Origin of the sequence: Neglectibacter sp. X4 (assembly GCF_009917365.1) — a bacterium.
Taxonomy (GTDB): domain Bacteria; phylum Bacillota; class Clostridia; order Oscillospirales; family Acutalibacteraceae; genus Acutalibacter.
The window spans coordinates 1-12,543 of the sequence record NZ_QWLE01000065.1; the positions used below are offsets into that span (position 1 = coordinate 1).

Annotated in this window: 16 protein-coding genes and 3 pseudogenes; 5 read left to right on the plus strand and 14 right to left on the minus strand. The window is 48.9% G+C overall.

Annotated elements, in window-relative coordinates; translation table 11 throughout:
* Positions 1 to 102 precede the first annotated feature (102 nt).
* A pseudogene (locus D1841_RS14945) lies at positions 103 to 207 on the minus strand (IS5/IS1182 family transposase); the annotation flags it as partial.
* Here D1841_RS14945 and D1841_RS14950 point away from each other — a divergent pair.
* Positions 207 to 926 (plus strand): annotated as a pseudogene (locus tag D1841_RS14950) (N-domain protein, SNF2 family); the annotation flags it as partial. The pseudogenes D1841_RS14945 and D1841_RS14950 sit on opposite strands and share 1 nt — an antisense overlap.
* 493 nt (positions 927 to 1,419) lie before the next feature.
* On the opposite strand, the gene D1841_RS14955 reads toward D1841_RS14950, so the two are convergent.
* The 9 genes from D1841_RS14955 to D1841_RS14995 all read right to left on the minus strand — a co-directional run bounded on the left by D1841_RS14955 (position 1,420) and on the right by D1841_RS14995 (position 6,044).
* Entirely contained in the window at positions 1,420 to 1,659 is a 240-nt protein-coding gene (locus D1841_RS14955; RefSeq protein WP_161880074.1) for a TnpV protein, read from the minus strand.
* Between the two features lie 368 nt (positions 1,660 to 2,027).
* A complete protein-coding gene (locus D1841_RS14960) occupies positions 2,028 to 2,249 on the minus strand; it encodes a hypothetical protein (protein ID WP_160644282.1) in 222 nt (73 codons plus the stop codon).
* A gap of 14 nt (positions 2,250 to 2,263) precedes the next feature.
* Entirely contained in the window at positions 2,264 to 2,524 is a 261-nt protein-coding gene (locus D1841_RS14965; protein ID WP_160644284.1) for a type II toxin-antitoxin system RelE/ParE family toxin, read from the minus strand.
* A gap of 80 nt (positions 2,525 to 2,604) precedes the next feature.
* Positions 2,605 to 2,949 carry a hypothetical protein gene (locus D1841_RS14970; RefSeq protein WP_160644286.1) on the minus strand — a complete coding sequence of 115 codons (345 nt, stop codon included), beginning with the start codon at positions 2,947 to 2,949 and terminating at the stop codon, positions 2,605 to 2,607.
* A gap of 332 nt (positions 2,950 to 3,281) precedes the next feature.
* A complete protein-coding gene (locus D1841_RS14975; RefSeq protein ID WP_160644288.1) occupies positions 3,282 to 3,494 on the minus strand; it encodes a DUF3791 domain-containing protein in 213 nt (70 codons plus the stop codon).
* A 3-nt stretch (positions 3,495 to 3,497) separates the two neighbouring features.
* A complete protein-coding gene (locus D1841_RS14980; protein ID WP_160644290.1) occupies positions 3,498 to 3,740 on the minus strand; it encodes a hypothetical protein in 243 nt (80 codons plus the stop codon).
* A gap of 47 nt (positions 3,741 to 3,787) precedes the next feature.
* On the minus strand, positions 3,788 to 4,087 hold the full coding sequence (locus D1841_RS14985) for a DUF2442 domain-containing protein (RefSeq protein ID WP_160644292.1): 300 nt from the start codon (positions 4,085 to 4,087) through the stop codon (positions 3,788 to 3,790).
* A 10-nt stretch (positions 4,088 to 4,097) separates the two neighbouring features.
* A complete protein-coding gene (locus tag D1841_RS14990) occupies positions 4,098 to 4,364 on the minus strand; it encodes a DUF4160 domain-containing protein (RefSeq protein ID WP_160644294.1) in 267 nt (88 codons plus the stop codon).
* Between the two features lie 81 nt (positions 4,365 to 4,445).
* Entirely contained in the window at positions 4,446 to 6,044 is a 1,599-nt protein-coding gene (locus D1841_RS14995) for a PcfJ domain-containing protein (RefSeq protein ID WP_160644296.1), read from the minus strand.
* A 400-nt stretch (positions 6,045 to 6,444) separates the two neighbouring features.
* Here D1841_RS14995 and D1841_RS15000 point away from each other — a divergent pair, with 400 nt between their 5' ends.
* The 4 genes and pseudogenes from D1841_RS15000 to D1841_RS15015 all read left to right on the plus strand — a co-directional run bounded on the left by D1841_RS15000 (position 6,445) and on the right by D1841_RS15015 (position 9,285).
* Positions 6,445 to 7,173 carry a nitroreductase family protein gene (locus tag D1841_RS15000; protein ID WP_160644298.1) on the plus strand — a complete coding sequence of 243 codons (729 nt, stop codon included), beginning with the start codon at positions 6,445 to 6,447 and terminating at the stop codon, positions 7,171 to 7,173.
* A 251-nt stretch (positions 7,174 to 7,424) separates the two neighbouring features.
* A pseudogene (locus D1841_RS15005) lies at positions 7,425 to 7,958 on the plus strand (DUF4368 domain-containing protein); the annotation flags it as partial.
* A 424-nt stretch (positions 7,959 to 8,382) separates the two neighbouring features.
* Positions 8,383 to 8,790 carry a helix-turn-helix domain-containing protein gene (locus D1841_RS15010; RefSeq protein WP_160644300.1) on the plus strand — a complete coding sequence of 136 codons (408 nt, stop codon included), beginning with the start codon at positions 8,383 to 8,385 and terminating at the stop codon, positions 8,788 to 8,790.
* A gap of 60 nt (positions 8,791 to 8,850) precedes the next feature.
* Positions 8,851 to 9,285 (plus strand): ImmA/IrrE family metallo-endopeptidase, encoded by a 435-nt coding sequence (locus D1841_RS15015; protein ID WP_160644302.1) that lies wholly within the window; start codon positions 8,851 to 8,853, stop codon positions 9,283 to 9,285.
* A gap of 80 nt (positions 9,286 to 9,365) precedes the next feature.
* On the opposite strand, the gene D1841_RS15020 is transcribed toward D1841_RS15015, so the two are convergent.
* The 4 genes from D1841_RS15020 to D1841_RS15035 form a co-directional block, all read right to left on the minus strand.
* Positions 9,366 to 10,400 carry a tyrosine-type recombinase/integrase gene (locus D1841_RS15020; protein WP_160644304.1) on the minus strand — a complete coding sequence of 345 codons (1,035 nt, stop codon included), beginning with the start codon at positions 10,398 to 10,400 and terminating at the stop codon, positions 9,366 to 9,368.
* The gene (locus tag D1841_RS15025) at positions 10,384 to 11,349 is read right to left on the minus strand and encodes a tyrosine-type recombinase/integrase (RefSeq protein WP_160644306.1); all 966 of its coding nucleotides are present in this window, start codon (positions 11,347 to 11,349) and stop codon (positions 10,384 to 10,386) included. The genes D1841_RS15020 and D1841_RS15025 overlap by 17 nt, the downstream gene beginning before the upstream one ends.
* Complete coding sequence (locus D1841_RS15030; protein ID WP_347564022.1) at positions 11,346 to 11,990, minus strand: tyrosine-type recombinase/integrase; 645 nt, start codon at positions 11,988 to 11,990, stop codon at positions 11,346 to 11,348. The genes D1841_RS15025 and D1841_RS15030 overlap by 4 nt, the downstream gene beginning before the upstream one ends.
* Positions 11,991 to 12,543 (minus strand): hypothetical protein (locus tag D1841_RS15035; protein ID WP_160644310.1); only part of this gene is annotated, 553 nt, incomplete at its 5' end.

A 12,543-nucleotide genomic window follows, 5' to 3' on the forward strand; every position in this document is an offset into this window, starting at 1 on the left:
TGTCAGGCTTAGGCGGATAAAACGGCGTATCTGGTCTTTGCTTTCTCCTACAAGCTCGCCTAATTCTTCATCAGAACACCCTTTAAATAGTGTCTACATGAGTTAAGCACGAATAGCAGCCCAGATAGCGATACAACGGACGTGTACCGCAGCGATAAAGGCATCAGAGGTCTTAGCATAACGAGTAGCAATACCTCTCCAACGTTGAGCAGCTGGGCGTTGACCGGCTGTTCGTGGACGAGGCTCATGCGTTCAAAAATCTGTTCCTTTACACGAAAATGCGGAATGTGGCGGGGCTTTCCACCTCCGAGGCGCAGAAGTCCTCAGATATGTTCATGAAGTGCCAGTATATGGACGAGCTGACCGGCGGGAAGGGTACGGTCTTTGCCACGGGAACGCCCGTGTCGAACAGTATGACAGAGCTTTATACCATGATGCGCTATCTGCAGCATGGTACGCTCCGGCAGAAGGGGCTGACCCATTTCGACCAGTGGGCCTCCACCTTTGGCGAGACCACCACGGCCATAGAGCTGGCCCCGGAGGGGACCGGCTACCGCGCCCGGACGAGGTTTGCCAAGTTCTTCAATCTGCCGGAACTCATGAGTATGTTCAAAGAGGTGGCCGACATCAAGACCGCCGACCAGCTCCACCTCCCTGTGCCGGAGGCGAAGTTTGAGACCGTGGTGGTACAGCCCTCGGAGATACAGAAGGAGATGGTGGCGGACCTGTCCGAACGGGCCGCCGCTGTCCACAGCGGGAATATAGACCCCTCGGTTGACAATATGCTCAAGATCACCTCGGACGGACGCAAGATCGGCCTCGACCAGCGGCTGATGAACCCGCTCCTGCCCGATGACCCAAATAGCAAGCTGAACGCCTGCGTCCAGAACGTCCTCCGTATCTGGGAGGAGGGGCAGGCGGACAAAGACCTCTGATGCCTTTATCGCTGCGGTACACGTCCGTTGTATCGCTATTTGGGCTGCTATTCGTGCTTAACTCATGTAGACACTATTTAAAACCGCCTTTTTCCTTTTTTGAAAAATGGGAAGTCGGAGGGTGTAGTAAAGTCGCCCTTTTTTAAGGATATGGCGGTATCAAGGAGGTATCGTCATGTCCGTTTTTATTTGTTCTAACCCGCCTAACTCTTTACTGTCAAAAAAAGTGTTCACCCACCGTCGGGCTGTTTCGCCTATTGGTATGAACAGACAAATCATCTAAATACTTCTGATACTTCCTTTGCGCTCGTCCGCGTTTTGCGGACGGGCGCATTTTGCGTTTGCAGGAGATTTTTTCAAAAAAAGTTTTGCCGTTTTTCGGCGTTTGAAAAAATCGTCTGTATTATCCCGCGAAAAGAGGGAGGTACTACCTACCTTTCGGCACGAAAGGAGGTGAGAACATGGAACCTAATCGCGTGGAGTTTCAGAAGCAATGTATCATCTCGCTTGCGGACTGGTCGATTTCCTCAAGGTAGCTCGCCAGCTTATCAGACAGTACAAGCTGAGAATAAAACACCTGCCTGTGCTCTTTCAGATACCTCCATCTCATTCTGCCATACCTGCCGATGTTCGGGCTGGCCGGGGAGGTAAGGCAGGGGTAATAATAGTCCCCGATAAGCTCGTAGCTGATACCTGTTCTTTCGTCTTTGATGAAGCGTTCCATTGTGCGTTCTCCTTTGCTTTTTTATCGTGATAGGCTTTCAAGGTAGTTTGACATTTTGTAGGACTCCCTTCGTGTTGTAAAATAGAAAAAGGCATGCAATCAAATAGTTAACGCAGCGCAAAAGAAGTGGTGCCTCTTTTGCGCTGGCGGCTATGCCGCCTGCTTGAAAATCGTACGATTTTCAAGCGCGTTTACTATTACAGACTGCTGCCTTTTTTGCCGTACCCGGCCCGGAAACATTTTGCACAGAAACAAAAAAAGTGCCACTTACGCCGCAAGGCGCAACATGACACTTTGTAACTCGGAGACTGTGTTCGTTTTCCGAACCGGATACTGTACTGTTATTTTAGCAGGTTTTGCGCGGGTTGTCAATCTGAATACTTGGATAAATTGTTCCAATCAACGTCTTCTTCGTCCACGAACCCGCTGGCCTCGGCCTCTTCCATTTCCCTTGCTTCCTGCGGCGTGGCTTTTGTGAATTCCGGATCCCAGGCACGCACTAATTTTTTAATAAACTCATAGGCAAAATCCTGATCGGCCTCTGGGAGCATATCCATCAGCCTGGCTGCCTCAACAACTTTTTCAGACATACAATTGCCCCCTCTTACTTGTAGATATCGCCACGGTTTCCAATTTCCATAACAAGGAGAATTTCTACTCTTCCATCACGTTCCAGCCGGTACACCACCCGCCAGCCGCCTACTCTCAGCCGCATCCGGTCATCGCTGTATCCCTGCATTAGTTTGATATCGCCCCTCGGCGGTTTTTCTGTCAGCCCAGCTATAGCAGCACGGATTCGCTCCACAGACTTCGCGTCTAACTTGCTCAGAAATTTCAGTGCGTTCCTGGAGTACCGTACTTTCATGCCACACATCCTTTTAGGGAAACCCTATCCACTTTATACTATTCTACCAGACTGTACCCGGATATGCAAATAGATTTTCTTCAGGCATTTGCTTCCGGCTTTTCTGCCTCCTCCCGGGCTTCTGCTTGTTTTACCAGAAGCTCCACCACCTCCAATATCTGCCGCTGGTCACAGAGGGGGAGTCTTGCGACCATAGTGGAAAGCTCCGAGCTTCTCCAAATCCGTGATATCCAGGAACGAGTCCCCGTAGGGGAGCCGGAAAGGACAAGGCCCGTTTCGGCCTCCATTCTCTGCAGCTCATCCATCAGCTTGTCATATTCCCGGTCGGTCATGATGGGGTCATCGTCCCGGTAATAGGCAGTGTCTGCCGTCCGGATTTTTGCAATCAACGCCTTCATGCGGCCTGCTTTTTCGTCTACGAACATTTTTGCTGTCTCCTTTTCGTTGATTTTTATGCAAATGGGGACAGCCTGCGCGGCCCCCGGAAAGAAAGTTAGAGGGAGCCGGATGGCCCCGATCTATATAAAAAAGAGATACAAAGAAACCTCTGTATCTCTTTTTGCCCTAGGGGGCCAGTGTTAAGTTGTAAAAAACAAAAAGTGCCTAAGAGCGCATACTTCACAAGGTGAAGTATTATACTCATCAGGCACTGTGTAACTCGGATACTGTGTTTGCTCGGCGGCAAACCTGATACTGTAGTAAATAGTATAGCAGGTTTTGGGGTTAAATGCAAGAGAGAATTCTCAGCTTTCCCAAATCAAGCTCTGCGTGGTTCACACTCCCGGATAAAAGCGTCTATGTCCTCAATGATATAATTTGTTCCGGTCGTGTGCAGCGCCCCATAGCAGGAATAGATGTATTCCCACAGGCCATACTGGGTGAACAAATCAGCCAGATGCTTTCCCGTCAGGTGCTTTGCAGCCTTGTACTGCTCCGCGCAGTAAATAGTAAATTTACCCTGTTCGCTCATAAATCATGCCTCCTCCGGCCACTCGAATCGCCCTGTACGCTTTTCTTCATCAAACATGTTGAACAGCGTGAGCGGACTGAAATGCCACAGCTTTGTACTTTCGTCTTCCAGGATAGAATAGACCTTTGATGTGTAAAGCTCGTTCATGGCGGTCGTCTCGCTGTGCTCCGGATAGTTTTCCACGATCAAATGGACGATTTCCGGAACCAAAATCCCCATGACAGCGCTAAACTTTTTATCGCTCATAACATCTCCTCCTGGGGTACTGTGCCGAGAAAGTGCAATTCAAAAAATTATCCAGCCATACTGGTTTCTACCGCAACGGAATGATTATATAGATACGCCGGGGCTATGTCGATTTCTCCATCTTTCCAGACTGTCATACCGTAATCTATATACACGCCGTTAAACACCTCCGGATCTTCCAGCGGGGTAAATGCCGGTTCTTTCAGCAAAGGAGAAAAGTCAAAAATACGGGCTTCTCCTGTGCTGAACCTGAGCCAGAGCTTATATTCTCCCAGCGGCCTGACTCCACTTATTTTGATTTCCGGAATTTTTTCGCCTGCGTAAACAATACCATCAACCGTATACATATCGTTTCCCTCACTTCAATGGTTCAATTCTTCCAAAAGGAATGTTCTTTACTGCCTTGTTCCATGCGCTATATAACTCATCTTCGTGGATTGCTGCCCATGCCTGGACTAACTTGAACTGCTTAACAGGGAGTTTCCCCGCGAGAAGCTCACCATCCACTCCCACAGCAGCCTCATATTCATTGTAGTAAACATGGAAATGCGGCTTATGATGCTGTGAGTCATCACTATAAATCATCTTAACAACGATGTTATAAAACCTACTAAGTTCCGGCATATCTGCCCTCCTTTTGGGAATATGCTTTGCCTGATTATATTATATCCTATTCCGGCCTGCCATGCAACTGGAAAGCCTATTTTATCCAGCAGCCCTCTGCGTCCCTGTGGACTTCCACCGCACCGCAGCCCGGGCAAATCCTTCCGTAAAGGCCCGCACTTCTTTCGGCGCGGAGCAGTCCCCGAAGCCATATAGCTGCCGGACACGCCCGGTAACCATCTCGATCTCAGCGGTGAAATAGGGTTTTTCTGGCGCTTCCGTTTTGCGGATGAAAAAGACCATGTTCCGGCCGAAGATATGGTTTTCATAGTACATTTTGGCGCCTACACAATGGTTGAGCTTCTGGCCTTCCGTGATGAAATCGCTGCGGCTCTCCGGGTAGGCCACGCAGAAGCCCTCTTTAGCGTAGGGTTTCGCCCACCCGTACAGGCCACTGTCTACAGCCCGTTGAAAACGCCGGTTCTCCAGTTCATCTTTTTGCCCGGCAATACGAGCTGACAGCAGGTCGTGGCGCTCCTTCAGGTCGCGGGGCTCCAGGATGGCCCGTTTTTCCATATCGCTTTGTAGTGCATCAGCCATGTTCAGATAGTCCCTGTAAAGGGTCAAGAAGTAGGGCAGTTTGCGGCGTCTAAGCTGCCAGGGGGCTTGCTGCCACTGGGCCTGCACATAGGCTAAAGTGCGGCCCAGCGTATTATATTGGGCGGTTGCTTCCAGCAGCCTCAAGCTCTCCCCGTCCAGCCGGAGGGCGCAAAGCTGTCGCAGTTCTTCCGGTCTTGGGTTATTCTGCCGGGCAACTACCCGTATCTCCTGAAAGCTGGCCTGGCTCTCCCGCATGGCGGGCAGGTATTCTTTTCCCAGCCCAGTCAATTCCAGCAGGCTTTTGGCCCTACAGTCCGGCAAAACGCTGGACGCCAGTATCGGGAGCCCTGCTTTTACCAGGTACTCGGCCTGGGGGATGTTCTTCAGATTGTCCAGCAGCCGCCGGAAAGGGACTGGCCGCCGTAAGCCCGCAAGAGCCACCTGCAAGTCCACATGGTAATATTTCTCCCCAAACACCTCGCGCAAATTGGGCGTGTATACGAATGTCGGGTTCAGTTTTTTTGTGCCGTTCGGCAGCCTCCGCCAGTCGTAGCCCTGATAGGGGGCTTGGCACCAGGCGTAGGCGTATTCTTTTTGCCTGCCATTTTCCGTCAGGAACAAGGTGTAGAAGGCATCCGAAAAGGTGTAATCAGGCTTTTTCCTATCCGGATAAATGGTGCGCTCCACGTCTGTATAGCGCAGCAGAAGCTGGCCTTCTACTTTGTGGGCCACACATATTTTCTCTGGAGCTTTTGCCATCTCTTCTTCGGAGGGGGCGTCCCCGTTTATCTCAATGTTCATCAGGAATTTTATGTCTGCGTTAGGGAAATAGGCCCGCACGATACCACGGTATACGTCGATGTCGGAAATGTACTCCTTTGCGTCTTTCACGACCTCCGCGCAGCAGTCGGACAGGGTACGCTTTGTTTTGTAGACCACCTCCGCAAAAGCGGGGGATTCCTCGCAGAAATGCGTGACCTGCGCCGCCGCGTGGGACGAGATACATTTTTCTTTGCGCCCGCCGGTAAAGGATTGTAGTTCTGCGTCAATTTTCTCTGTAGCCAGGGTTTGATAGTTTTTCAGTTGGATGATCTTTTCCATTGTCAGGTCTCCCTCAAAAAAATTTTCTATGAAAACGGGAGACACATTGGCTCCCGGGATAATGTTATGGGAGCCATAAGGCTCAAATCTATATGAAAAAAGACGCAGAGGTTTTCTCCGCGTCTTTCTGTGCCCTGATGGGGGCCTACTATTCTTTTTTTAAAAAAGAAATACAGTGCCTGAACGCAGGACGCTCAGGCACTGTGTAACTCGGATACTGTGTTCGCTCGGGGGCGAACCGGATACTATAATAAACAGTATAGCAGATTTTTAATGGGAACGCAAGGGGGAATATGTTTTTTGCGGGTTAACCCCTGTCCACCTCATACTCTTTAAGGCAAAAAGGCTTTACTTCCTGATGAAAAGGAAGTATAATAGCAAAAAACAAAGGAGTGCTGCTATGAATCCGGTAATCCAAAACCTTTACGACCGCAAATCCATACGCGCCTACACAGATCGGCCTGTCTCTGCGGAGGACAAGGCCATTCTGTTTGAAGCTGCCATGCAGGCCCCCACCGGCGGCAACCAGCAGGGCTTTACCATTATCGACGTGACGGATCAAGCCATAAAGGATCAGCTGGCAGAGCTTTGTGACCACCAGCCCTTTATCGCCACGGCCCCCGTTGTTCTGGTGTTTATCGCCGACAGCCAGAAGTGGAACGATGCCTACAGGGAGGCTGGCATTACCCCCGACAAGCCCGGGCTGCTGGGCATAGTCAGCGGTGTATCCAATACCTGCATCGTCGCGCAGAATGTTGTGGTTGCCGCGGACGCTCTTGGCATGGGTTCGTGTTACATCGGCGATATCCTCGAAAACTGCGAAAAAATCAGGGAACTTTTCAAGCTTCCGCAGTACTGTTTACCGGCCGCCATGCTCTGCATCGGCTACCCCACAGAGCAGCAGAAGGCGCGCAAAAAGCCCGTCCGGTTCCCAAGGGAATACATGGTCTGCGAAAACCAATATAAGGCGTTGATCGGCGCGGACATCCGCGATATGTTCCAGGAGCGCACCGCTTCCAAGGGTTTTGACGAATACCTCAAATCTATGTTTGACAGAAAAACCAACGCCGACTTTGCAAAAGAGATGGCCCGTTCCGTCCAGGTGTATCTGGACTATTTTCAGAAATGAAAAACGGATAAAAGCATAAAACCAGCCGGCAGCCAGAAACTGCCGGCTGGTTTTATCGTGCGCCAGTGTGGATTTTTTCAAAACGTAAAGTTGCCGTTCAAAAAATATCTATTATTCTTCCATCCTCTGTGGCGCCTGCTTTGTGCACAAAACTTTCCATCCGGTTGATTTGCTTTTCCCACGTCTTTTCCGTCTGCGAACGGAGAAACGCGCATAGTGGTTCCAGTCCCTGCCGGATATCTCAGCTTCCCAAACATAACCGTCTGGAGGCCGCCGTTCTGTTCGCCATCCAGTATCAAGTGAGCACCGCCATTTCCTACTCGGAAATAGTAGCCCGTATCAATGCGGCCCCGCTGAAAAAAAGTCAATCCCACCGCCTTAATGACCAGATAGCCGCAAAGGAAAAGGAATTGACGAAAATCACCCGCTACAAGCAGTCACTGTATCAAGACTGGAAAGACGGGGAAATCACCCAGCAGGAATACCGGGAAATGAAAGCCGATTATGAATGGCAGGCCGCTGGGCTCTCGGATTTGCTGGCCCGGCTGACGGCTGAACGGAAAGAGCTCTCAAACGGCATTGACCAGCAGCATCCCGCGCTGGTAGCTTTTGCGAAATATCAGAACATCGAGAAGCTGACCCGCGAAATTCTGATTGAGCTGGTAGACCATATCAAGGTTTACGAAAACGGCAATATCAGTGTTCACTTTAAGTTTGCGGACGAGTTCCGCTGGATTGCCGAGTATATTGAAATCAACACCACTGACACCGCCGAGGCGGGCTGACCCCCGCCAAAGCATAAAATCCTTTTGGCAGTGTGTTTTCCTAATAAAACGCAATCTTATGAAAGCCAACAGTCTTGCGTTTTCGGACATTTTTGATTCCTCCTTTTCCGGCAGAGCCGGTGATATTTTCCGGTGCCGTGTGGCCCCGGGATTTATATAAAAAAGACGCAAAGGATTCCTCTGCGTCTTTTTTGTGCCGGGCATTGCCGCCTGTGACATATACCTTCCTTCTACCCATTTTATCACCAGATTTCCAAAGAAATTTACGAAAAGCACTTGACGAATGCAAATGTGCATAGTAAGATGTACTTGTGAATCTAAGTTCGCCTTGTGCATCTATTATAGCGAGAACCCATGTTCGTGTCAATAGACTTTTGAGAAAATAAGTTCGCTTTTCAAAAACAGTAGTCGAAGGAGAATGGTTATGACATTCAGCGAGCGCCTAAAAAAAATTAGAGAGCAAAAAGGGCTGACTCAGGAACAGCTTGCTCAACGCTGCGGCATCTCCCGTCGCATGATCCAGAAATATGAGAGCGGGGTTGCCCGTCCCCGATTTGACGCATCAGAAAAAATTGCTTCGGCTCTTGAAATGCCGGTCTCCGAGCTGCTTGGCGAGAGTGGCGCTCTCGTTGCCCAAGCCGCTGAGAGGTACGGCTCCAGAGGGGCTAAACAGGCTGAGGAGCTTATGAGCGAAGTAACCGGTCTTTTTGCCGGCGGTGAGATGGCAGAAGAGGATATGGATGTGATGATGAGAGCCATCACCGAAGCATACTGGATTGCCAAAGAGAAAAACAGGAAATACACGCCCAAGCGCTATACCGAGCAAGGCTGAGTCCCCTTTAACGGACTTCACCCTTGATATAATAATCCGTAAGGAAAGGGGTGAGGGTCATTGTACGCCTCTACATCTGAGATCGTCCACAGAGCAAATCAAATAGTTAAACTGTGTGGGACTCGTGATCCCCACAGGATAGCCGAAGAACTCGGCATAGAGATTATGTACTGCCCGTTCAAAGCTCAACGGGGCGCATATAAGGTCATCATGCGAAACCGGTTCATGTTCGTTAAAGAAGATCTGCACCCTGTGATGGAGAACATCGTACTGCTCCATGAGCTTGGACACGACAGCCTACATAGAGATGAAGCCACCAAAGCTGGCGGCTTCAAGGAGTTTAATATCTTTGATATTCGGGACAGCAGAATGGAATACGAGGCAAACATCTTTGCCACACAGATTGCTCTTCCCGATGATGATTTTCTGGAGCTTGCCGAGCAGGGCTACGATGTGCAGCAGATCGCAAGTGCTATGAAATCCCCCTCAAAGTGAAATCCAAAGTTCCGGCGCAACAATGAAGAGATATATAAGGAAAGATAGTCAGAAAAGTTTGGATTTCATTTCAATTCCGTTTATCTTCTGAGCCCAATAAAGTCCAGCAATGTCCCATCTGTTGTTTTCCACTTTTTAGGAATATTTCTGCCCTTCTCACTTTCCAGTGTAACAAGTGCATCGATTTTGTCTTCAGAAGTAATATCCAAATACTTCATTGTGGTTTCCAAACTTTCATGGCCCAGAAGAAAGCTGACTTGTGCAACATTGATCCCATCCTCAAGCCAGTGGGATGCTTTTGCGTGACGGAATTGATGCGCGTGAGTGTTTACAGGTACATCCAAACACTTTTCGTGAGCAGATTTAGCATATTTTTTGATTCTTTTGTCTATTGCAGTTTCCGTAAGCATGCCACGGTCTTCGCCTACTCGGGAGTAAAACAGGTAAGCGTCCGGATACGGTTCTCGACCGTGAAACTCCTGTAAATACCCCATCAGGTTGCTGGTGATACGTGGCAAAAGATAGGCTGTCCTCATTTTTCCGCCTTTTCCGTAAAGGTTCACATATGGCTTTTGCGCATTCAGATGTAAGTTTTCTACCCGCAAGGAGAGAATTTCGCCCAACCTCGCGGCAGTGCCATAGAGCAGCATCAACAGCGTAAGATCACGCCGGCCTGTTTTGGTTTTTAGATCCGGCTCATTCATGATAGCGGTAACTGCCTCCCGAGTAAGCCCATGTGCTTTCTTCTTTACACATTTCAGCCGCTTTATCATTTTGGCTTCCTGGTACAGATAGAGCAGCGCCACATCCCTTGTGCCAAGGTATTCTAAAAACACGCGCAGTGATCCGAGCCTCACATTGCAGGTATCTGGGCAACAATTCCTGTCTTTGGAGAGCCAAAGGAGCCATCTCTCAATATACCCACGTTCAAAATGTTTTCTGGTAAAATCATTGGGTGCCACTCCTTCCTTTTCCAGGAAAGTAACATATAGGGTCAAAGTATCGACATACGCTTTTACTGTATGATGGCTGTATGTTAAAAAATTGGGTGCGTAGTCATAAATAAACTCCGACATATAGCGCGACAGCTTAACCGCATCATTTGTCTTCTTCATAATCCACCTCCGGCACCATCAAGTTAAAGTCAGTTTCAGTTTGCCGCTGTATCGTATCAGCAAGCCGGGGGACGATAGAGTAATAATACAGAGTTGACGCGATTTTACGGTGCCCCATGGATTTTGAAAGATAAAAGAGTTTATTCGAAAATTCAAACCCGTCTTCTTTCCAACGATTGATGTTTTCTATGGCATAGTTGTGGCGGAGATCATATGCGATGGCTTTACTGCCGCATCCATTGGCTTTATCCCATATTTTCCTAAAAGTGCATTGCAGCCACTGGTACGTATAGCCGCCGCCATTTGGTGATTCAAAAAACCAGGAACGGTTTGGCTGCAGCTGTTCGATTGCTCGATCATATCTTTTAAGCAGGGAAGTCATTGTTTCGTGCAGTGCAACATAATGCTGGTCATATCCTTTTGACTTCTGAATATCCAGGATGCCATGCTCCAAATCAACATCTTTCCGCTGCAGAAGCCGGGCTTCCGTTGTTCGTATGCCGCTGCTGTACAAAAGGCGGAACAGAACAGGGCAGACCATCTTCTTTATTAGCTGGTCTGGACGGTTTCCAGGGAGATTATCACAAACTGCGAAAAATCTTTGCAGCATCTCTGTTGTAAAAGCATAAGGGATATAATTCCGCGGTTCAGGTTTTAGAAGCTCTGGTATGCTGATATCTGTAAGCCCGCGCTTTTGCAGAAATAATATAAATGCACGCAGAGAACGTATTCTGGTGTTGCGTGTACGGTTAAGCTCCGTGTCCCTTTTTGTACACCAAGCATCTACCATTTCCTGGCGGAGCGGGGCCAGAGGAGGATAATTCATCACGCAGAATTTATCGAACAGGTGCAAATCATAGCCGTACCGCTCATAGCCCATGCCGGAGGCTTTGCGGTTATCCACGAACATTTGAATCAGGTCTGCGAATCCGGAGTGGTAGGTATTCATAGGGAGAACACCTCCTCGCCGACAGGGAACTCTTCCATACTCAAAGCACATTCTCTCAGATGTGTTATATCTGCCGCCAGGTAGTAATCCAAGGATTCCGGTGCTTCGTGCCCCAGAACTTCGCTGATTACTGGCTGGGAGATCCCCTGCTCCGCTAAATACGTTGCCAGATGGTATCGGAAAAGATGTGTTCCACGCCGCTTATCTTTTGTCTGCCGAACTCCCGCGGCCTTATATATAGTGGAGGCTATTACCCACATGGTGTCTCCCGAAATAGGATCATACGGCGGGTACCCGCACAGGAAAATTTGGGGGTTCTCGCTTTTGGGTCTCTCATTCTGGATGTAATCAAATATAGCGTTACCTACTGTGGCACTTAAAGGGATATTCACAGGTACTCCGGATTTGTGCTGAAGGATGTGTATCTCGTCCTTTTCCCAATCAATGTCCTCAAACCGCAATTTAGCAGCGTCACTGGCTCTCAATCCAGTAAAATACAGCAGCATACCCAGTGCCCGGTTCCTAGCGCTTAAATGATTGCCGGTATCGTAAAGGCAGTCACGGATCATTTCGGATTCTTCTGGAGTCAGGTACTTGATGTTCTTTTTGCGCTTTTTAATATCCGGCAGGTATGTGACAATTCAACGGGCACTTTCAGTATGAATCCCGAGTTCTGCGCGAAAGATAGACAGGATCTCCTTTTTGTGTGTGTTGCTCAATATGACCATGCCATTGCTGTCGACAAAAAATGACATTACATCATCTTCTGAAATTGTAGCTAAAGTTCTATGGCCTCTTTCCTGCATAAATAGCAAAAAGCGGGAACCTTTTGACAGTCGTTTCTTGATCGTGCTTTCCTTGAGCCCTGCCTCTTCCGCATAGGCTTTATACGTATCTATCACTTCCTGGAATATGGGCAGCAGCTTGAAGTATGAACCCCTAGGGGTGAGCGGCCTTCTTTTCCTTCTGTCAGGGAATACTCCGTCCTCTTCAAAGCGCTGCAGGATGGCATACATGGAGCGCAAGTGATACGCTCTGCCCTCGCTGCACACTTTCTTGCGCCCTGTTTCCACACGTGTGTGGAACATATCTTGGTATGAAACAAAATGATACTTGCTTCTTGTACGCCGGAGCCATTTGATCTCCCACTCAATACGTTTTATGTACTCAGTAGTGTAGCCATCGTCCTTCATG

Bases quoted from the DNA above. Each gene is read 5' to 3' on its own strand.
- D1841_RS14965 (WP_160644284.1), bottom strand. From the start codon at position 2,524: ATGAAAGTACGGTACTCCAGGAACGCACTGAAATTTCTGAGCAAGTTA.
- D1841_RS15020 (WP_160644304.1), bottom strand. From the start codon at position 10,400: ATGAAGAAGACAAATGATGCGGTTAAGCTGTCGCGCTATATGTCGGAG.
- D1841_RS15025 (WP_160644306.1), bottom strand. From the start codon at position 11,349: ATGAATACCTACCACTCCGGATTCGCAGACCTGATTCAAATGTTCGTG.
- D1841_RS15000 (WP_160644298.1), top strand. From the start codon at position 6,445: ATGAATCCGGTAATCCAAAACCTTTACGACCGCAAATCCATACGCGCC.
- D1841_RS14990 (WP_160644294.1), bottom strand. From the start codon at position 4,364: ATGCCGGAACTTAGTAGGTTTTATAACATCGTTGTTAAGATGATTTAT.
- D1841_RS14995 (WP_160644296.1), bottom strand. From the start codon at position 6,044: ATGGAAAAGATCATCCAACTGAAAAACTATCAAACCCTGGCTACAGAG.
- D1841_RS14975 (WP_160644288.1), bottom strand. From the start codon at position 3,494: ATGAGCGAACAGGGTAAATTTACTATTTACTGCGCGGAGCAGTACAAG.
- D1841_RS15010 (WP_160644300.1), top strand. From the start codon at position 8,383: ATGACATTCAGCGAGCGCCTAAAAAAAATTAGAGAGCAAAAAGGGCTG.
- D1841_RS14955 (WP_161880074.1), bottom strand. From the start codon at position 1,659: ATGGAACGCTTCATCAAAGACGAAAGAACAGGTATCAGCTACGAGCTT.
- D1841_RS14985 (WP_160644292.1), bottom strand. From the start codon at position 4,087: ATGTATACGGTTGATGGTATTGTTTACGCAGGCGAAAAAATTCCGGAA.
- D1841_RS14960 (WP_160644282.1), bottom strand. From the start codon at position 2,249: ATGTCTGAAAAAGTTGTTGAGGCAGCCAGGCTGATGGATATGCTCCCA.
- D1841_RS14970 (WP_160644286.1), bottom strand. From the start codon at position 2,949: ATGTTCGTAGACGAAAAAGCAGGCCGCATGAAGGCGTTGATTGCAAAA.
- D1841_RS14980 (WP_160644290.1), bottom strand. From the start codon at position 3,740: ATGAGCGATAAAAAGTTTAGCGCTGTCATGGGGATTTTGGTTCCGGAA.